Origin of the sequence: Acetobacterium malicum subsp. dehalogenans DSM 11527, assembly GCF_000472665.1 — a bacterium.
Classification (GTDB): domain Bacteria; phylum Bacillota; class Clostridia; order Eubacteriales; family Eubacteriaceae; genus Acetobacterium; species Acetobacterium malicum.
Window position 1 is genome coordinate 12,134 of record NZ_AXAC01000033.1, and the last position, 18,773, is coordinate 30,906.

Annotated in this window: 24 protein-coding genes; all 24 read right to left on the bottom strand. The window is 43.4% G+C overall.

Annotated elements, in window-relative coordinates; translation table 11 throughout:
- Window positions 1-10 precede the first annotated feature (10 nt).
- A complete protein-coding gene (gene aroD / locus A3KS_RS0113035) occupies window positions 11-769 on the bottom strand; it encodes a type I 3-dehydroquinate dehydratase (RefSeq protein ID WP_026395292.1) in 759 nt (252 codons plus the stop codon).
- Window positions 770-828: 59 nt separating this feature from the next.
- On the bottom strand, window positions 829-1,836 hold the full coding sequence (locus tag A3KS_RS0113040; protein ID WP_026395293.1) for a nucleoid-associated protein: 1,008 nt from the start codon (window positions 1,834-1,836) through the stop codon (window positions 829-831).
- Between the two features lie 247 nt (window positions 1,837-2,083).
- A complete protein-coding gene (locus A3KS_RS0113045; protein ID WP_026395294.1) occupies window positions 2,084-2,839 on the bottom strand; it encodes a DNA adenine methylase in 756 nt (251 codons plus the stop codon).
- Between the two features lie 129 nt (window positions 2,840-2,968).
- Window positions 2,969-4,009: an N-acetylmuramoyl-L-alanine amidase gene (locus A3KS_RS22730; RefSeq protein ID WP_051355871.1), complete on the bottom strand. Its 1,041-nt coding sequence runs from the start codon at window positions 4,007-4,009 to the stop codon at window positions 2,969-2,971.
- 1 nt (window position 4,010) lies between these two features.
- Complete coding sequence (locus A3KS_RS0113055; protein WP_026395295.1) at window positions 4,011-4,217, bottom strand: holin; 207 nt, start codon at window positions 4,215-4,217, stop codon at window positions 4,011-4,013.
- Window positions 4,218-4,231: 14 nt separating this feature from the next.
- The gene (locus A3KS_RS0113060; RefSeq protein WP_051355872.1) at window positions 4,232-4,606 is read right to left on the bottom strand and encodes a hypothetical protein; all 375 of its coding nucleotides are present in this window, start codon (window positions 4,604-4,606) and stop codon (window positions 4,232-4,234) included.
- A gap of 67 nt (window positions 4,607-4,673) precedes the next feature.
- On the bottom strand, window positions 4,674-4,808 hold the full coding sequence (locus A3KS_RS24150; protein ID WP_278247311.1) for a hypothetical protein: 135 nt from the start codon (window positions 4,806-4,808) through the stop codon (window positions 4,674-4,676).
- Window positions 4,809-5,006 (bottom strand): hypothetical protein, encoded by a 198-nt coding sequence (locus A3KS_RS0113070; RefSeq protein ID WP_026395297.1) that lies wholly within the window; start codon window positions 5,004-5,006, stop codon window positions 4,809-4,811.
- Window positions 5,003-5,494: a hypothetical protein gene (locus A3KS_RS0113075; protein ID WP_026395298.1), complete on the bottom strand. Its 492-nt coding sequence runs from the start codon at window positions 5,492-5,494 to the stop codon at window positions 5,003-5,005. Before A3KS_RS0113075 ends, A3KS_RS0113070 begins: the two co-directional genes overlap by 4 nt.
- Entirely contained in the window at window positions 5,491-5,829 is a 339-nt protein-coding gene (locus A3KS_RS0113080; RefSeq protein ID WP_026395299.1) for a hypothetical protein, read from the bottom strand. Before A3KS_RS0113080 ends, A3KS_RS0113075 begins: the two co-directional genes overlap by 4 nt.
- Window positions 5,829-6,629, bottom strand: a complete 801-nt coding sequence (locus A3KS_RS21280) for a hypothetical protein (RefSeq protein ID WP_051355873.1) — start codon at window positions 6,627-6,629, stop codon at window positions 5,829-5,831. The genes A3KS_RS0113080 and A3KS_RS21280 overlap by 1 nt, the downstream gene beginning before the upstream one ends.
- Before the next feature lie 4 nt (window positions 6,630-6,633).
- Window positions 6,634-8,223, bottom strand: a complete 1,590-nt coding sequence (locus A3KS_RS22735; protein ID WP_051355874.1) for a siphovirus ReqiPepy6 Gp37-like family protein — start codon at window positions 8,221-8,223, stop codon at window positions 6,634-6,636.
- A gap of 2 nt (window positions 8,224-8,225) precedes the next feature.
- On the bottom strand, window positions 8,226-9,095 hold the full coding sequence (locus A3KS_RS0113095) for a phage tail family protein (RefSeq protein WP_026395300.1): 870 nt from the start codon (window positions 9,093-9,095) through the stop codon (window positions 8,226-8,228).
- 12 nt (window positions 9,096-9,107) lie between these two features.
- Complete coding sequence (locus A3KS_RS22740; RefSeq protein ID WP_051355875.1) at window positions 9,108-12,560, bottom strand: phage tail tape measure protein; 3,453 nt, start codon at window positions 12,558-12,560, stop codon at window positions 9,108-9,110.
- Window positions 12,550-12,861, bottom strand: coding sequence for a hypothetical protein (locus A3KS_RS0113105; RefSeq protein WP_051355876.1), 312 nt, complete (start codon window positions 12,859-12,861; stop codon window positions 12,550-12,552). The genes A3KS_RS22740 and A3KS_RS0113105 overlap by 11 nt, the downstream gene beginning before the upstream one ends.
- A 20-nt stretch (window positions 12,862-12,881) precedes the next feature.
- Window positions 12,882-13,289, bottom strand: a complete 408-nt coding sequence (locus tag A3KS_RS0113110; RefSeq protein WP_026395302.1) for a hypothetical protein — start codon at window positions 13,287-13,289, stop codon at window positions 12,882-12,884.
- Between the two features lie 4 nt (window positions 13,290-13,293).
- Entirely contained in the window at window positions 13,294-14,136 is an 843-nt protein-coding gene (locus A3KS_RS0113115) for a chitobiase/beta-hexosaminidase C-terminal domain-containing protein (protein ID WP_026395303.1), read from the bottom strand.
- Between the two features lie 3 nt (window positions 14,137-14,139).
- Window positions 14,140-14,499, bottom strand: coding sequence for a hypothetical protein (locus tag A3KS_RS0113120; RefSeq protein ID WP_026395304.1), 360 nt, complete (start codon window positions 14,497-14,499; stop codon window positions 14,140-14,142).
- Entirely contained in the window at window positions 14,489-14,950 is a 462-nt protein-coding gene (locus tag A3KS_RS0113125) for a hypothetical protein (protein WP_035356288.1), read from the bottom strand. Before A3KS_RS0113125 ends, A3KS_RS0113120 begins: the two co-directional genes overlap by 11 nt.
- The gene (locus tag A3KS_RS21300; RefSeq protein ID WP_051355877.1) at window positions 14,934-15,248 is read right to left on the bottom strand and encodes a hypothetical protein; all 315 of its coding nucleotides are present in this window, start codon (window positions 15,246-15,248) and stop codon (window positions 14,934-14,936) included. Before A3KS_RS21300 ends, A3KS_RS0113125 begins: the two co-directional genes overlap by 17 nt.
- Entirely contained in the window at window positions 15,249-15,548 is a 300-nt protein-coding gene (locus tag A3KS_RS0113135; protein WP_242834768.1) for a head-tail connector protein, read from the bottom strand. It abuts the gene before it with no gap.
- A 42-nt stretch (window positions 15,549-15,590) separates the two neighbouring features.
- Window positions 15,591-16,826 (bottom strand): phage major capsid protein, encoded by a 1,236-nt coding sequence (locus tag A3KS_RS0113140; RefSeq protein ID WP_026395307.1) that lies wholly within the window; start codon window positions 16,824-16,826, stop codon window positions 15,591-15,593.
- A complete protein-coding gene (locus tag A3KS_RS0113145; protein ID WP_035356291.1) occupies window positions 16,819-17,592 on the bottom strand; it encodes a head maturation protease, ClpP-related in 774 nt (257 codons plus the stop codon). Before A3KS_RS0113145 ends, A3KS_RS0113140 begins: the two co-directional genes overlap by 8 nt.
- 2 nt (window positions 17,593-17,594) lie before the next feature.
- Window positions 17,595-18,770, bottom strand: coding sequence for a phage portal protein (locus A3KS_RS21305; protein ID WP_341349849.1), 1,176 nt, complete (start codon window positions 18,768-18,770; stop codon window positions 17,595-17,597).
- Window positions 18,771-18,773: the final 3 nt, after the last annotated feature.

Below are 18,773 nucleotides of genomic sequence, written 5' to 3' on the forward strand. Positions count from 1 at the left end.
GCGCTGATAATTATATCAGCGCCATTCTTTTTCGCAGATCAATTATCTCTTCCAGACTGAGCTGCCCCGGTGCTGTTTTTCCGGCCCCCGCCGCAAAGGTCAGGGAACCGCCGCACAGATCAGGCGCTATTCGGGTTATTGACCCCAATGAACCCATCGCAATGGCAATCATCGGTTTCGGGGATTTTTCGTTGTAAGTCAGGGTAGCCTGGATTAAATGGCGTACGTCATCCATTGACTGCGGCATCACCGCCAGTTTAAGAACATCGCCGCCGGCTTCTTCCATGACCCTGAAAACAGCGCTTATTTCGGCTGTAGCCGGGGTTTTTTCAAAGTTATGATGGGAAACCAGCCATTGGGTTTCACTCATCTTTAGAGCCTCTTTAATCGGCTCCAGCAAAGCCGGATCGCTGTTAAGTTCTACATCTACATAGTCGACCCGGTTACTTTTTATTGCGGCAATCACTGCAGCGGTCCGAATCTCATCACGAGTTTCACAAACGCCACCTTCCAGATGACTGCGATAGGTATAAATAAGTCCCTGATCGGGCATTCTGGTTTTTATTTCATTCAACAGATCCTGTTCTTCGGCAGCTGTGAGTTGTTCCCCTGGCATGAAATGATCCCGGCGCCATTCCAGAAAATCGCAGCCATTCGCCACTCCCACTTCAACATCAGCCAGTAGTTCATTCCGATTGGCGCTGATCAGTGGAATACACGAGATAAAGGTGTTTTTTCTGATTAATTTAAATGCTTTTTTCATACTCATAAAATTCTTCCTTCCACATCTATGATTCATCATTGTAAAAGCGTCAACAGAGCGGTCATTTATTTCTGGTTTAGCAGTCCGATATTCTTAATTTCTACAGAGATGGTGCCATCGGGATTGTTTTTAAATTCAATGATATCATTTCGCTTCAACTGATCCATGGGGATACTGATTTCGATGCCCGTATCCGTGATAAACTTTTGTTTGCCAAAGATCTTTTTTTCAATATTCGGGGTAACCGGAATCTTCTTTTCATAAAGCCCTTTTTCTTCCAAGGACGACCTGAATCGATCCTGAATGGTTGAATCCCCATCAAAAACCGTCTTCGCCAGATTATCCACATCAATTTCGCTTTCGGTTTCATAATCATCAGCCAGCACCGTTTTGGCGGCATTCAACTTTTCATAATCGCCGCCGTATTCTCTGACAATCACTTCCTTAACTGTTTTATCGATAATATCGAAGGCCTCTTTTTCCGACATCGCCGGCTCACAGAAAATTAACTGACTGGAAATATAGTAATCCTTCTCATTATTGATTGGATATTTCTTTTCCTTGATCAGCACCTCATCGCTGGCCAGATTGATGAGAATAAATTCATCCAGTTTCTGACTTTCCGTTGGTAGCACACAGGGTTGAACCAGAATGTCATTGGTCAGGCCGTTATCGGTATTGACATAGTGGATATAGCCCTGCTTATAATTAAATTTGAAAATGCCCAAATAAGTCTCATGTTCCACATTAAAGTCGACAAAAACCAGATCCGCCGACGGTATTTCAATGTTTTCCAGCATATAATCGAAAAACAGCTGGGATATTTCAGAACTGACCCGAATCAACTCATGGGGATTGTTTCTATAGTCAATGATCCGCTCTTTAAAAGGACTGCCCGATCGAAAGACCGTCCGTTTGATCTCCGGATCCTTCAGCGATCTTTCCACATGTTTTTCCACATATTCTTTCACCAATACGGTCATATTCAGAAGCATGTCCGATAACACCGGGATGTTTGCGTTAGTATCCAATACATGTAAAATCGCTTTGTTAATACTCATTTCTGATTTCATTTAGTTTTCCTATCTGGTTACAAATTGATTAAAACAAATTTTTGGTAAGAAAAAAACAGCCACGAATGACTGTTTAAGCACGTTTATGGTACGCCCAGCCCGTACCCAGACATATACGCAACCATAAAGCGCTAATAGTTTCATCGAAGTTAGATAATAACATACATTATTTTTAAAATCAAATTCTTGTTTTACATCATACCAAAAAGCCCCCACACCGTAAGGCCCTTTAATATAAGGTAGATTTTTAGTAATTCGTGATTATTACTTCTTTGTATTCTTTATCTTTCCCATCGTACCGTTCAAGCAGCGAATTTCTCCGGCTGACCTCAATCAGGTTGAAGCCCTGGTACAATTCCCGGACAAAATCATCATTGTTATAACTCAGTATAAACTTTCCTTTGATTTCTTTCAAGCAATCTCTTAATCTTATATGATCGACATCACCAAATCCGGTTTGATAATATTTTTCTGTGCCATGATAAGGCGGATCAAGATAGAAAAGCGCACCGGGCCGATCATGAACTTTGATGATCCGTTCAAAGTCTCTGTTTTCAATCACCACGCCATTCAGCCGATCACTGATCTCGCTCAGATAGTCGGTGCTTTTATGGAGGTTTTTCTTTGTCCCTCCATAGGTTTTTCTATCGGCACCATATGATGTTTTGATGATCATGAAATACCGCCCAGCTCGTTGGATGTCGGTTAATCCTCGCATATCAAGTTGAGATTTGAAGTCGTCAAAAAACTCCCTAGAATTAAGAACTCCGGTGATTTCTTTTTTAACTTCATCCGGGTGAAACTTCACGCATCGGAACAAATTGGCCAGCTGACCATCATAATCATTATAAATCTCCAGATCGGCATGCTTATCTTTTGCAAAGAGCACCCATCCGGCACCGCCAAAGACTTCAATGTATCGATCAAAGTCCTTTGGAAACATATCAATTATTGTTTTTCTTAACAGGCGTTTCCCGCCAATCCATGGTATAAAACTATTCATTTTTCCTCCTGAAAATAAAATATGGCCACCCGAAAGTGGCCGTGAAACTTGCTTGACAAATTTTTGGTCAAGATCATTATACATCTATAAATAAACTGTCAAGATCGACATACTTTATTTAGAATTTTGTCAGCAGCCGAAGTAAGCAAGGATTCCATCCAGAATCCCCAACGCTTCTAATTCGGCCCCACCGTTTGAAAATAAATTGCACTCATTCGGATTGGATGAAAACAACGCTTCGGTGATTACTGCGACCATATCAGAATACGTCACATCCGAATCATCACGCTGGATCACTCCCCGCCGATAGGTGCCAAGACGGTTACATAACCCATTTAATGTCAGAGTGGCCAACCGCAGCCCATTATCACTGCCCGGATAACAGATCGTTTCAGATCCGTTTGAAGCAGGATCACTTGACCCGTTATGGTGGACAGAAACAAACATATCAGCATTAGCGTTATTTGCAATCTCTGTTCGCTCAGATAGGTACATGTGGACATCCGTTGTTCTTGTATAGATGACTGATGCTCCACGTTCCGAAAGTAGCTGACCAAGCCTGAGAACGACACATAAATTTTGATCTGACTCACGGAGCAAACCAACCGCCCCCGGATCGGAGCCACCGTGACCAGGATTCAGGCAGATAATTTTTCCTGCCAAACTTTTCTGCACTTGTGGTGCTGGCGTGGCCGGGGTTACCGGTTTTGGTTCAGCCTTAATGAAATTTCGAACATCGCCAACAGTCAGTTTAACCGATTTGGGAGCGATGATGATCTTGATGCCCTCGACTCGCAATCCCAGCCCCTCGGTTCCGGCTGGTTCGCCGTTCATGGCCCAATTCATATCACCATAATTTTCGGCATGAACACCATAATAGATGTCATACTCATTGGCTTTTTCTCCTGTCAGCCGGATTTTGACAGCTTCAAGGCGCAAACCCTGACCGGTTGTCCCCAGTAGCTCACCATCCCGTTTTACGCCCGTCCAGCCAATGTTTTGGATCTGGCCCTCGTATTCGACCCCCAGCTGATCCGAATCGGTTTTGATACTCAGGGCTTCCAGTCGTTTTGACTTACCAAATGTTCCACACAGTTCGCCGTTTTGAAATGGGCCGATGTTGCCGATATCCTGGACATGGCCATCATAAATTACATTTACATAACTCATATTATTCACCGTCCTTAATTTCCGGCAATCCAGCCACGCTGGTTAACATCGACAGTGCCCCCGCCAAAACTGTTGCCGAACCAACCATAATCCAGTCCACGCTGCTAATAACAGTAGATGCTCCAATTACACCGATAGCAGTTTGTGCCATCGTCTTTACTGATCTGATCCCAGCAGCTTTTAACCAAGTTTTTACTTTTTCACTCATTTTCTTATTTCTCCTTAATCTGTTTTGAATTTCAGAGCACACACACGCTCATAGAGCTGTTTACATGTTCCATTACCACCCATGGCCGTATAAGCATTGTAAAGGTGTTCCAGGTTCTTCATATCCTCGACATCGATGCTTTCTTGTTCGATGTAATGTTTGCAGGCCTGGTATACCCGATCATGGAGTATCGCCAATTGTCCGGCGATCAGAATCTTTTGAGTCTTTTCATACTCATCACACCGCTTATTTAGATCATCATGTGGCTTGATAATTTTTTTTCTTAAGCACTCAATGACCGGTGGCCATACCTTTGCTTTAAATGTTATGAATACTATAATCCCACCAACTACCTTTACTGCCAGATCAAATACCGCTTCCGCTCCCAATTCCGCCCTCCTGTGATTCTTTTTCAATGTCGTTTGATTCAAATAAAAAAACAGCCTAAGCTGTAGCCTAATATCCGAATTGCTGCAATCGATCCGCTACCATCGCATCAACCTCGACCTGCGTCAGTTTTCCGGCCTTCACCAATTTATTCAGCGTCGCAATCGAAACCGCATTAATCATGTATTTTTCGTACCATGTCATTTAAATCACCCCTGCAATCATTAAATCAGCCTGTAAATCGGCAATCATTTGGGCAACTTCGGCGTTAGATGGCTCATGTATTTCGGGTAACGGCTCAACCGTTACCGGCGCAGATATCAGCGACCGAACCACCGCTCCACTGCCGTACTCAGTGACGTTATAGTCACCTTCGATGTAGTTGTTTATAATTGTACTCATGTTAATAATCCTCCAGCAATGTAGTATTCTCCAGCCCCGTTAAAATTAGACTGAACATCAACTTTTAAACTTTGGTAAAAAAACAATGGCATTATGGATTTAACTGCTCCATCATATGCTGTAACTCCCTTAACAAATTCATTCACGATACTGGGGACGGCGTTAGTCCCTGGATTTTGCGGGAATAAAGGTGTGAAATTAGCAGTTTGATTTGTTCCAAGGATAAATGACTGATCACAGAACCCAACAATAACAGCCGAAGCAGTGTTTGTATTAGTCGAGGTATACACAACCCCGTCAATTGTCAGTGTCAAAATACTCGTTCCCGTTGCTGTCAGCGTTGCGATATTGATAAAACCCTCTCCGGTAATGTTTAAAACAGTCTGTTTGGTGTAAATCATAGCATTAGCTTTTGTTGTTATTGGCTCATAATTTCTCTGATCAATATCAGAATATTTTTGTGAATTAAACCCTGTAATTATACTCATATCACAACCTCCTCAGTTCCATATATCGTCGCGACCACATCAGTTCCAACATCTTGTGCCAATGCCAGCACTTGTCCCGCATCTAAAACAATCCGACCTTGAGATATATTTACACTGTAACCAGGTCGAATCTGTATCTTGCCCACAAGCCGGTTGGTTGCCGCCGTACCGTGGGCGTATAAACTGACATATCGCGTTGTCGTGGTGTTTTGATTATCCAGCCAAATATCTGTAATTTGAGCCTGCTTTGATGCAGGGCAAGTATATCTTGCCGTCACAGCGGTTGACAACGCCCCCTGAAAAATCTTCTTTAGTGTTACGTCTCCAATAGCCATCACATCGCCCCCATTCTTAATTTTTTGTTTTGATTCGATATTTTCCCGTAAATCGTCTCAATGTCAGCTGTATTGGTCGCAATATTCGTTGTGTGAACCAATATGTCAGCTGTATTGGTTGAAATATCAGCAGCATTCGCCACAATCAGATTGTATAAATTCCCAGCGGTGTCACCGTCCAAAACGTTCTGAATTCCACTAAACCACGCGTCCCATGCTGCCTGAAATCCGGCTTTCTGGGCAGCTACATCGGCATCTACTGCCTGGTATTTGTCCAGATATTGATTGAAAATTGTCTCGGTATCGACTTGATCAATCAGGCCATGAACGACTCCGCAATAATTACTATTCAGCCGTAAATCGGTGATATTGGCTTGTAAAATACTCACAGCATTATTCCCAATATAGATATCAGCAATCCCTAGTTCGTACATATCTGCATCCCTTTGCAGCGCCGGCGCTACCGGAGAACTGGCGAATGTCCCTTTTTTAATGTACGCCCTGGTACTTCTGCTTGTTGTTGAATTCCTCAAAACAATTCGGTCAATCCGTTTTAGTACCGTATCAGCCGCCTCGATCCCCAGTATGAAATCACTGTCGTTGTAATATAATACGCCATTTATCCATGCCAAACCGTCCTTCACCGTAATTGTCATATCATCATTTGCGACAATTTGACAGTTTGTTGATGGGTTTGGGAATATGCCATTTCCAATGAAACTGCCAAACAGTTTTCCGAAAAATTCCTGATCATAGCGCCGATCACCACCGACACTGTTGTAAAATCCACTGTATTCCATCACATCACCCCCTTTTAAATTGTTTAATTTTGTCAATTAACGTTGGTACATCGTCCCCGAACGTCACATTTATTTCCATTCCAACATCTTCATAGACTTCTTCGATTTCCGTGATCCGAGCATCCAGCTGTACTCCCCATTCATCGTTTGACTGGGTGACAATATCGCCCAGATCATAATCCACCCGATATTGTAAATTTGAATTCGGGGCGGTATTGATTGTGCCGTTAAATGTTACTATTTCTTTTGCATTTGCCAGATTTTCAGTTCCTTTGGTTATTAATAGCGCTTGATATTCAGAATCACTCATTATTGTTTTTCCTGTAACGGCCACAACTGCATTTTCTGTAACGTAATCTTTTTTATTTTCAACTTCATTTCTGGCTAAAGCTACCTCATTTTGCAATCCGTCATAGTAAACCCAACTACTCCCAGTCCAGCCAATTTTTGACCAATCAAAACGGGTATCGGCGGCCAGAGCTGGTTCAAGCGGCCAATAAAGCCGTTGTCTATTTCCCTGAATCAGCGACCAGAGATATATCCACTCAGCATATAACAGACCTTGCTCCGCCTGAATTCGCCGATATTCCACCAGCTCATCCGGCGTAAAATTGCCATACACGCCAGACATAAACGCAACCATCTCATCTTGCGCCAGAGCTGCGTTGATTTTGTTCAGCTTATACGCACTTTCTGCCGCCGCCAATTCAGCCGCCTTTTCCTGATACTGCGTCAATGCAGCTGCCACTCTGGCGCTCTCTTCACTTGCAATCACATCCGCCGCTTTGCCATCAACTGTCTTAGCCTCGATCTCGTTACTCAAATTATTCTGATCACAAAATGTCTCGAATCGATCCAGTCCGGCCGCATCCCCAATCGTGACGGTTTTTCGGGCTGATCCTTCTCCGATTCCGCCGATCAGTGCAAAATTCCGGTAATCACCAATGCTTTCGGTGTATTCTTGCTCTAACACATTGTCATATTCCTGTGAAAATATCGCTCTGGGGTTGGCAGTCTGATTGACTGACCGATCCAGTCCTTTATAGACTTCAAACTTCAATTGCTTCAATTCTTTATCAAATCGAACCCGATACCCCAGATCTGCTGCAGCGGCCAAACTTTCGACCTCATCGCCTAGATTTTTATAGTTGACCTGGTAATCAACCGTTTCGGGATAATCACCAAAATCACCCAATACCAGGTTATCAATCTTCCGGGCTGCAATCTGTGGCGTGATGCAGTTATTACTAACCAGCACCCGCATGGCTGTCTCGGTTGTGGCTTTTATTATTTCAGTCCCCCAGATGATCCGACGGCCTAAATAACCGGTCAGAAACTTACCTTTGACCACAAGAACTTTCTTTCCTTCTTTGTCCTGGGATAATCCCCGATAACTAACATAGCCCGCCTCGGGATCGTCGTCATTTTTGCAGATGATAGCGTCTTTGGGCAGCAGTGACAGGTTTTCCGATGTCAATGGACAATGCAGTTCAAACTCGCCAGGTGACGCATAGCGCCTGACCCAGCGGAATGAGGTGTATAAATCGATGATCCCCTGTAATTCCAGATTCCGATTGTAAATATATAACTCCATAACTAAACCCCCAGATATCGATTTGAATGATAGATGGTCACTGAAAGATAATCAATCCCGTCATCGGCATTATACCGAAACAGGTTGTCCCCCGGTGCCAGCTGCAGGAACGTCGAACCGGGCGCCAGCGCATTAAACAGATTGGATTCAATCCCCGCCATTTTTGATACAATCCTCTTCTCGCCGTATCCCGTGGTAATGGTGATTGTTTGACCTTTTAGCATCGTCGTGTTGATTTTTATTTGCTCTTTGGTGTTAATATTAACAAGACTCGGGTTGGTCACGCTGGCCAGCGCCTTGAAGACTATTCTCATGCCCGTTTCAACATCGCCTACATTATTGGCGTTTGCTGTTAATATCTCTGAACGGTAGCCGATTTCCATACCTTCTGCTTGTAGCTCCAGTGGAAAAGAAAAATTCGGCACCCATAAAGTGATTTCGTGTTTTTGTTCAGTCAGATCTGTCCAGAATGGATTGTGTGCAGTTAAGTCTATTGTCCCTTCTCCAACATGGGTATTGATGTCCACAATAAATGGTAATTCTTCAGGTATACAGGTGATTGTTTTTTCAACCAAACCATCAAAATAGACAATTCGCCCTTCACCCAATAACGGATTAAACAATTGATACAACTTTTTCTTTAATTTCAAATAATCTATTTGCGATGCTGTTTTTATAGCAAATTCCAACGGCAAATCTCCTTCATTCAGATCATTTCCAAAATAGGTACTGCCATTTTGACCTGATCCTTTTGAACTATAGATATTAACACTTGTTTTTGGATTGAACTTTTTGAGAATAAAAGGGGCTGAATGTGATTGCTTAAAAGTAATCTCAGCACCTAGCGAGTTAATATATTTTAGTGTCTTCACGTTTCAGCCTCCTTATAAACTTAGAAATAAATGACGTAGTAAACGTTCATTTTGTTTTGCAATCGTAGCTGGCGATAAGGCAGTAGGTGAATTGATGGTTATATATTGGGTAATTCCATCTTTTCCGCCCGCTAAACCAGCGCTTGTTTCAGCATCGTAGACCCTTTCGCCACCTCTAAAATTAACCAACTCTGGGCCTTTTTCACCAACCCAATGCAGCCCTGCCGTTGCATAATTTGTTCCTGAAGCATAACCGAATAAAGCACTTGGATCAATCCACTCGCCATCCTGCATCATACCAAAATGCAAATGCGCGCCAGTACTGTCACCGGTCGATCCAACCAGGCCGATTGTCTGTAATTTGCTGACAATATCACCTACCGCAACCATTATTTCTGACATATGGGCATATAGTGTTTCTAAACCATTACCATGGTCGATGATAACTGAATTCCCGTAGCCACCATTCCATCCAGCCTGAACAACTGTACCGGCTCCGGCTGCGCCTACTGGTTCGCCATATCCCGCTCCCAAATCAATCCCAGCGTGGAACCGTTGATCACCATAGATCGGATGGGTACGCCATCCAAACTCAGATGTAACCCCAGCGGATAATGGCGCGGTTAAGTCACCCATGGATGCACCGCCAATACCAATTGATTTAAAGAATTCTGCAGCACCAGAACCTACAAAGTCGATTGCTGCTTTTAAATTAAAATTACCATTCTCAAAAGCAGACTTAATATCTTCAACCATGCCATTTACAAACGATATCAGGTTTTCACCATTCAAACCTTTGATAAGCCCTTGAACAATGTACTTCCCGATTTCAATTAACTTTTTAGCAGGCGATGCAATACCCAAGCCATCTTTGAATTTCGCTAAGATATCTTTAACCAACGCATTAACAGCATCACCAACATTAGATGCTGTTTCCGAAATCCCACGAACAATTTCTGAGATCATGTTCTTAGCTTGTTGATATAATTGTTCTGGGACTTGAGCAATGGGATCAATGATTGTTTTTTTTATTTCTTCCCATTTTTCAGATGCTGCATCTTTGATATCCTGCCATTTATCGGGTAAGTCATCAACAAGTTCTCTTATTTTTTCTGTGATATTGCGGAAGATTTCCTGCGCTTTGTTTTTTAAGTCATCACGGATATCTCCCCATTTCGAATCTGAATCGGTCTTAGTTTCTTGCCACTTATCAGAGACATTCTTAACTGTCTCCTGAACTTTATTGGAAATATTGGTTTTAATATCTTCCCATTTGCTGGCAAGATCGGTTTTAATATCCGCCCACTTCTGCTGAGTATCGCTTTTTGTTTCCTGCCACTTATTCGCTAAATTGGTGACAACTTCCTGAACCTTATTGGAAATGTTAGTCTTAATTTCTTCCCATTTGGCAGCCAGATCACTTTTTATAGCATCCCATTTCTGTTGGGTATCAACCTTTGTTTCCTGCCACTTATTCGCAATATTAGTCGCCAGCTCTGATATCTTCCCAATTGTATTGTCATAAATCAGCTGCCATGCTGTCTGCAGGAAGGTTACAATCCCATTCCAGGTATCGGTGGTCCGCTGGACAATGCCGTCCCAGATTCCTTTTATGAAATCCAGAATACTCTGAAATATCAGGCTTACCCAATTATGAAGCCCCTGAAAAACATTAACCAGAAAATCAACCGCATTCTGGCCCATTGCCTGGGCAAACTGCCAGGCTGCTGCCCAATCTCCATTTAGCAGAGCAAAGACCATGCCAACAAAATTTCCGATAAAACTTAGAAGATTCCCGATGGCTGCGACAAATGGTGCAATCGCAATGATAATACTTGTAAATCCATTTATGAATTCACTAATAAATTCCCTGACTTTCGGAACTATATTGTTCCCAATAAAATCACCAATCTGCTGTAAAATCGGATTGATACTTGCACCGAAACCACTGAACGCTTCAACAACAGGCGCAAATGCCTCTTGAATGGCCATAAGGTTCATAGTAATTTGCATTTTCAACGCCATAAAAGCAGCTGCTACAGAACCCCTAAACGTCTCTGAATTTTGCCAGGCCCCTGCCAGTATTGCAACGAACCCAGCGATAGCAGCCACAACGATAGCCACCGGCCCCGTTAAAGCTGCCAGGGAAGAACCCATTCCCACGGCACCCTCGGCACCAAGGCCAAAAGCTGCCGATGCTGACCCAAGCGCCCCGTTTAATAGGCCACCGGTAGCAAATAATCCGGCAACGTTGGATACCGCCCCGGCCAGACCGCCTAAGACTAATAAAATTGGACCAATAGCCATAGCTAACAAGCCCAATTTCACAATAGTATCTTGTTGACCTTCGTTTAAACTCTCAAACCATCCCGCAAGTTCACTTGCCTTAACCGCCGCCGCTTCAAGCATTGGCGCCAGCGTATTCATAATGGCTTCACCCAATGTGGCCATCGACTCTTTAACATTCTGCATGGACATTTCAAACTTTGCGCCACCATCCAGCAATTCATCATAGGTTCCGTCTAAGGTTCCCTCAGAATTTTCAACAACAGCCAAAAATTCTTCATAGGAAAAACGCCCCCCTTTGATGGCATCCGCTAAATCAGGCCCCGCCTTTTGGCCAAAAACGTCGATGGCCATGGTTGTTGCACTGGCAATATCTGGTGTTTCACCAATTAATTGTAACGTCTTTTTAAATTCTTCCCGGGGATCTTTACCAGCTGCTGCCCAATTAGAAATGGCTTTTTTCATACCACTGAATGCGATCTCTGTATTAACCCCAGCCTTTTCCCAGCCTGCAAAGATAGCAATGCTTTCCTGGGTATCAAAACCAAGGGCTCGCATCGGTGCACCGTATTTTGTGATGTTTTCAGTTAATGCTTCAACTGAAATACCCGATGCCTGGCTTGCAGCAGACAATTGATCAAGGACTGATTTATAATCCGCTGTATCAATACCCGCATCACTCATTGCCCGGGAGACTAGCTGGACCCCCTGGGTGGCATCCACTCCGGTGATCTCAGCAAACTTAAGAAAATCCTTGCTCATGGTTTCAAGGCCATCGCCTGTTACTCCAAAGCGTGTGTTAATCTCTCCGATCGCTCCCCCAACATCGTCAAAACTGCCGATGACAGACCCTGAAACATTTTTAAAAATCTTCTCCAAGCCATTAGCAGCGTCTCCGGTGGCACCAGTAGCTTTTAACATTACATCCATACCATCATCAACCGCATTAAAGGCCAAGACAGCACCCGTACCGATTGCAGTCAATGGAGCTGTTACATAAGTAGAAAATCCCTTTCCAAGACCCTTAAGCCCATCGCTGATATTATCCGCAGTCTTTGCAACGGCACCAAACTTTTTACCAAGGATCTCAGCATTATTTCCGGCCAGATCCATCTCGTTATTGGCTTCGCTGGTATCAACAAAAATCGAACCAAATAGTTTGAAGATCTCAAACGCCATTAGCTTCACCCCCTTTCAGGGTTAGATTGATGATCTTTTCAACCTTCTCATTGATTTCATTAATGGTTTCCTGCTTGGTTTTCGGGGTGGCACTCGGCTGAACGCTTTCACTTTGAGCCAGTTGTTTATACGCTTCAAAGGTGATAAAGTTCTCTGGCCCCATATTCCGGTAATCAACTAAATAGCGGTCCCACAATTTCGCATCCTCTTCTTTTTCAAAGGCTTTGCGAATAAATGTAAGACCGCTATCAATATCCATATTTAAAATATAGTCAATGTTGTTATATCGTCTAAGGAGCAACTCCTCAATGTCAGTAACATCTACTGAGTTGCTGACTTGAAAAAAGAAGCCCACTTCTGAGCATCAGCCACATCTTTCAGTTTTTCGATGGTATCCATCAGGTCATTTTCGGCCACTTCTTCCGGGGTGCATTGGAAGGGGCGGGCAATGAAAGCATAGATTTCCGCTTCCGCTTTCTGGTTCGCAAAAATCTCCATCACTGAAAAAGCCAGATCAATGCCAACCTCTGCCTGGGATGGCGCTTCTTTAACAATGAGTTCTGGAGAATTATCATCACCTTCTTCAACAACTTTCAATTGTGGCTTCTTCTCTTTTTTCGGCATATTCTTAGCAACCTTTTTAAGCTCATCCTTAACCCCGGTTCGCTTAACCATCCGCATAAACTCAAATAAATCCGCCGTATTTAGTTTTCGTACATTTTCAATCATCTAATTATTCTCCAATTCTGTAAGTTTCGGTCATGGTTGCACTATCAGCCATGCCGGATTTCATTGCTTTTGCTTTTAAGATTGTATCGGCTGCCACAGTAATTTCAGTGGAGTAGGCCGTATCATCTGCCGTTGGCTCAAAACCATTGGTGGTGTAATAGATGGTCGCTCCAACAGTCGCACAGCTTAATGTAACTGTCTGGCTGGTTGCGTAGGCTCCGCCCTTCATGCTGGCAACTGGTGTGGCAGCATTAGATCCTTTTGGATAGTAAATCTTATAAGGCGGTGCATCCAGGGTTCCTTCCCCGGTATCCTCGTAATGGCCATAGACGGTAACGGGAATCACACCCTCCTTTTTATCCTCCACCTTGATGTTTAGACCATCAGTTGACAGAGCATTAAAGACCTGGATAATGATCGGCTCCTCACTGCCGGTGATGGTGCCAATGTAGGTGATGTTGCCGATATAATCGGCATCCTCAAAAGCATTTCGCCCGGTAATGATGCTATAGGTGCCGTTGGTCGTGGTATCAATATCAGCGGCACCAAGAGCCATAGCCAAAATATCCGGGGTTGTCTCGATGAAATTAATCACCAAAGAAACATCAATATAGTCAATAATCTCTGTTCCTTTGCCCTTTCCGGGCAGTCCATCAATCTCAATGTTTCGGATCTCAGCAGCCACCTTAAACTCACCACCGCCCTGGGTAGCTCCAATTAGTTTTCCACCAAGTCGGGCCGATTCATAGGTGTCTGTGCCGACAATAAAATTTTTAAAAAACGCCCCGGCACCAGTATGGAGATTATCCATGGTTTTCTGACTGTAACCTGTTCGTACTTTTCCCATTTTTTATTCTTCCTTTCCAAAGTAGCGGACCAGATAAGATTCATTGATCCGCTTAATAATTGTTTCATCCAACCGTTGCCGGTCATCATTTTTATAAATTGTAATGCTGTGATGCTCATTGGTGAGCGTATATTTATTCAAATAATCGCCCACATTATCCGCTAATGTTTCCAGTTCGATGGAGTCCGGTTTGTCCGTCCAATAGTCCAATTCCAGTTTTTTACTGGCCCCGATATCGCTTATTTGAAAGGTTATATAAGGGTAGGGAGTGGTTTTGGTCGTCCCAATATAAAAAACGCCCATATGGACGTTCTGGATGATTTTTTTGATCTCTTCAATTAACAGAACCGTTTTACTCGCCATCTGATCCACCCGTATACTCATCTTCATTAATTAAAGCTAATGCTTCGGCTTCCGACTCCATTGCGCTTAAATATTTAGATTCAATTTGTATAATCGTTTCAATATTATCCTGTGCCGCTTTTGTCAGTAATCCTAGAGCCGGTGTTTTTGACGATCCCTTTTCCTGGAAGCCACCATAAAACGCATTTGGTTTAATTCCAACCTGTAAATTGCACTCTCTTCGACGAACCCAAGGCTGAACATATTTGTTTATTTTCCCCCGTCTTTTTTTGAACTGTTGATAATAATTTATTTTGAATTCTTTACACAAAAATTTACCAACATCACGAAGAGCTGCCCGGGTCAATTCAGATAAGGTGTACTTTGCTCTGTCAACATTTGAAGTAAACTCGACGTGAGTTTTCCCTTTCTTTACCAGTACCTTCGTAACCGAATCAGGTGGTTTCCCCATGTTTAATCCCCCTTTCCAGAACCACTTCGATATCCTCACTGCCAACAGCATAGGTCCGGATCATGGTATAAACCTCATCCTCAAACCGGATATACCGCTGGCCTGCATAATCTGCCTGTTTTAAAGTCAGGGTGATTGATGGTTTATAATCGGTAGTGGCTGCCTGGTAAAACTCAGCCATCCGGATGGATTTCTGATCACAGAAAACATAATCATCAAAGGAAACTACTTCATACTTATCACCGATGGCATTTTCTGCTTCATCTTCGATTCCCAAATAACAGATACTTGTCCACATTTACACACCCACTTCCGGTAAAACTAGCGGTTCCACATTATAATCACCGCACAAGGCCAGATGCCGTTTAATGGCTTCATAACTTTCCATGTACTTCTCACCGTCTTTATTGTCTAGGCCGAAGTTTGCTTTAACATAGGTCTTAACCGCCTGTTTAATCAGCGGATCGGTATCGTCGATGATCTTCACCCCAGATATGGAAAGATCCAGCTTGCAGGCATTGATCAGATCGGTTATTTCTCCGTCAAAGACCGTGTTTTTAATTCTCAGGGAATTTCTTATTGATTCAAGCATTGTCATTACATTCACCCATTAAAAGGGGGCAATGCCCCCTGAACCCTTCTAAACCTTTTTGATAAGAGCAAACGCCTTGGTAGTGACAACATCGCCATCAATAAGGGAATAGCTCATATAGGTGGTTGTTCTTGTTTTAATATTATCTTCCTGATATAAGGTAATATCTTCATTAACATTCATAGCGTAACCTTTACCATAATTGCCAATGAGAATATTTCCTGCAGCTGCTGCTTCTTCTTTTACAGGTAATCCAAACATACGGCCAACACCACCGCCTGTGGTATCTGGAATAAAATAAGGATTCCCCATTTCATTCATAACATTCGCCAGTTCATTCCAGATCGTGGCATTATCTGCGTAAATGGCTGCACCACTTCCCAGATAGCCACTTTTAATTTTTGCCAAAGCCGATGTAATCTTTTTATAGGTAAGTGGATCGGCTGTAGCAAAAGTGACAACCTGTGGCGTTCCTGCTTCTGCATTCAGAGCTGTTACAACACCTTTAGGCTGAGCTTTAAAGGTATCGCTTTCACCTGGTTTTCCTTTTCCGGTAAATGCAGACTTAGCAATGGCATTCCCCATTTTTTCAGCAATTTTTCTAGCGATGTAATTTAAGAAATCACGCATGGCCATTTTCTTTAGCTTCCATGAAATATCAACGGCTTTTGGAAGTTCACATCCTGTCAAATTGACAGTTCCAAATCCTACATCATCTCCATCAGCTGGTGTTGCTTCATCGATCCAGTCAGCATCAGCGATACTATCATCATCCTTAATAATCGTTAAATCACCAGGGACAAAGGTTCTAAAAATATCTTGCACAACAGGGTGTGCATCCGCAATTTCCTGCCAAATCATAGCCGTTACCGTTTCTGGGATCACCACCTGATGATCGGTGGCAGTTTGCACAGCATTCCGATAATCCGTATTGATTTGATCAAACACCGCCTTTTCTTCCTGGGTTGATGGTTTATTTACCAGAAAATTATAAAATGCTCGTTCATGCAGCTCCGCTTCGGTCGTTGTTTCACCAAAACTTGCAAGCACCGTTCCGAACTCAATCCCTTGATTAACAACTGACTGTGTTTCGATATTTACCACCGGTGCCCCTCGTAACGCTGCAGCATTCGCCTGTGCGGTTCGCTCTGCTTCAAACTGGTTATCCAGGGCCGTTACCTCAGCCATTTTCGCATTGGCATTTTCAACATCACCGCCGTTAATCAATCCATCAACCTCTGCCAACAATTCATTTCTCATTTTCAAATACTGTTCTTTAGTCATTTTTCACATCACCTTTCAGTTTTAAATAATTTAAATAAGCCTTTGCTGATTCAAGGTTCTGATCAACAAGGGCTTTTAGTTCATTTTCTGATTTTTCATTTTTCTCCAGAACATTCTCCCGGGACTCCCGCATTTTTGCAATCACACTGGGGCTTAACCGGGGGATCGCTGCGTACATGGCCTTGGCGTTTTCTTTTAAAACACTGTTAAATAATTGATTTTGATAGAATCCCTCTTCATCATCAACCTCAAACAGCACTTTATCCACAAGCCCCAACGCCTTGGCATCCTGAGCAGTCATCCATGTGGTATCATCCATCATTTTTAACGCTGCATCCATGGCCATGCCAGATTTTACACAATAGGCATTAGCAATGGAGCGATTGGCTTTTTTCAAGCTCTCACTGGCTGAATCCATATCCCGATAATCCCCACTCTGAAACGTCCACACATTATGGACCATCATCTGGGCGGTCGGGCTCATTTCACAATAACCGGCCATGGCGATCACGCTGGCAGCACTGGCCGCCAAACCCGTCACCTTGATTTTGACATTGTTATAATTTTTCAATGCGGTGTAAATCTCCGAAGCAACAAAGATATCGCCACCAGGACTATTCACCGAAACTTCCAGCACATCACCGTTAGCCGACCGGATCTTATTCCGGATATCCGCTGCTGTGGTGCAAGGCTGCTCAAAATAATCATAGATCCACTTATCACCATCTGGGACAATTTTCCCTCTTACTTCAATTTCAACTGGCATTCTTATTCACCTCCACTCTCAACTTTTGTGTATTCCTTAACCGGTTGGGTGTCCAGTCGCCGGATCGCTTCATCGCCACCGGGTAACGGGGTCAGGTTTCCTAAAATCTTTCGCCATTCGTTAGGTGTCATGGATCCACGGTCAACCGCTTGGTACAATGCCAGTTTTGTAGTCATGCTGGCATACTGCAGATTGGAAGACTCAAACATAATGGAGTTACCAAACCCCCTCTGTTTTCGACTGAACAACTTCCGGGTAAACTCTCCGGAAGCCTGCAACGCAAATGGCTCAATCTCAGCTTCATAATAAGCGTTCCATTCATCCTCGTTGTACCGGCTTTGGATGATCTTCTCATTGGTACCAAAAAACGAAAAAATGCGCTGGGTGGTTTTATCCATCTGTAGCGCATTGGGTATAAAATCATGGGGCGTCACCTGAACGGCATCCATTTTTGCATCAGTTCCGGCAGCTCCACCCGTGTTCTCAATACTCAAAAAGGTATTGGTAAAATCATCGGTCTGCTGCTTAATATCTTCCGGCCTTAAGGTCGTATTGAATTTTAATAGCCACTTTATAACCGCACTGTTTCTAATCGCCTTGATAATCCCCTGATCGGTGGTGTTGACAATCTCCATCAGCGGGGCCAGCGCCTGAGAAGGACTTTCCCCGAAAATGTCATTGGTATTAAAATCCTGCCGAAGGTGGATCACATCCACATAGGGAAAGGTGACCATCTTGCCATTTAATAAAAAACACCGCAAAAACAAATCCCCGGCCTTATTATAAACCGCTTCCACAGTTGTCGCCGGGATCGGATAAATCGCTACCGGCATTTCGCTGCCATCCCGGGCGATATAAGCAAAAGCATTATTATTAAGCTGTAGCTGGGTGGCCAGCTTCTCCTGAAGCATCTGCCCGGTCATGTAAGGGTTGGGTTCTTCCAGCAGGAAGCGCATATAAACCTCCGGGTTCACCTGAAAATCAGATCCGGTTTGCCGGACGTGCTTGGCGGTCAACTTCCCAATGGCTTTTACCTTTGGCCGAATACACGAACGCACCAGATCGGAATGGTATAAACTGCCATTCCAGGCAAAGAAGCCATTGCCCCGCTCGGTGATCATTTCAAATGAAGTCACTGTTGGGCTCTTATTAAAAAACTGTTTTACTTTTTCAAACACTCA

Coding starts and splice junctions, on each gene's coding strand:
- A3KS_RS0113140 (WP_026395307.1), bottom strand. CDS start 16,826: ATGACTAAAGAACAGTATTTGAAAATGAGAAATGAATTGTTGGCAGAG.
- A3KS_RS21300 (WP_051355877.1), bottom strand. CDS start 15,248: ATGTGGACAAGTATCTGTTATTTGGGAATCGAAGATGAAGCAGAAAAT.
- aroD (WP_026395292.1), bottom strand. CDS start 769: ATGAGTATGAAAAAAGCATTTAAATTAATCAGAAAAAACACCTTTATC.
- A3KS_RS0113070 (WP_026395297.1), bottom strand. CDS start 5,006: ATGAGTACAATTATAAACAACTACATCGAAGGTGACTATAACGTCACT.
- A3KS_RS0113120 (WP_026395304.1), bottom strand. CDS start 14,499: ATGGCGAGTAAAACGGTTCTGTTAATTGAAGAGATCAAAAAAATCATC.
- A3KS_RS24150 (WP_278247311.1), bottom strand. CDS start 4,808: ATGACATGGTACGAAAAATACATGATTAATGCGGTTTCGATTGCGACG.
- A3KS_RS0113135 (WP_242834768.1), bottom strand. CDS start 15,548: ATGACAATGCTTGAATCAATAAGAAATTCCCTGAGAATTAAAAACACG.
- A3KS_RS0113075 (WP_026395298.1), bottom strand. CDS start 5,494: ATGAGTATAATTACAGGGTTTAATTCACAAAAATATTCTGATATTGAT.
- A3KS_RS0113115 (WP_026395303.1), bottom strand. CDS start 14,136: ATGGGAAAAGTACGAACAGGTTACAGTCAGAAAACCATGGATAATCTC.
- A3KS_RS0113080 (WP_026395299.1), bottom strand. CDS start 5,829: ATGGCTATTGGAGACGTAACACTAAAGAAGATTTTTCAGGGGGCGTTG.
- A3KS_RS0113110 (WP_026395302.1), bottom strand. CDS start 13,289: ATGATTGAAAATGTACGAAAACTAAATACGGCGGATTTATTTGAGTTT.
- A3KS_RS0113055 (WP_026395295.1), bottom strand. CDS start 4,217: ATGAGTGAAAAAGTAAAAACTTGGTTAAAAGCTGCTGGGATCAGATCA.
- A3KS_RS0113040 (WP_026395293.1), bottom strand. CDS start 1,836: ATGAAATCAGAAATGAGTATTAACAAAGCGATTTTACATGTATTGGAT.
- A3KS_RS0113045 (WP_026395294.1), bottom strand. CDS start 2,839: ATGAATAGTTTTATACCATGGATTGGCGGGAAACGCCTGTTAAGAAAA.
- A3KS_RS0113125 (WP_035356288.1), bottom strand. CDS start 14,950: ATGGGGAAACCACCTGATTCGGTTACGAAGGTACTGGTAAAGAAAGGG.
- A3KS_RS0113145 (WP_035356291.1), bottom strand. CDS start 17,592: ATGCCAGTTGAAATTGAAGTAAGAGGGAAAATTGTCCCAGATGGTGAT.
- A3KS_RS22735 (WP_051355874.1), bottom strand. CDS start 8,223: ATGGAGTTATATATTTACAATCGGAATCTGGAATTACAGGGGATCATC.
- A3KS_RS21280 (WP_051355873.1), bottom strand. CDS start 6,629: ATGGAATACAGTGGATTTTACAACAGTGTCGGTGGTGATCGGCGCTAT.
- A3KS_RS22730 (WP_051355871.1), bottom strand. CDS start 4,009: ATGAGTTATGTAAATGTAATTTATGATGGCCATGTCCAGGATATCGGC.
- A3KS_RS22740 (WP_051355875.1), bottom strand. CDS start 12,560: ATGGCGTTTGAGATCTTCAAACTATTTGGTTCGATTTTTGTTGATACC.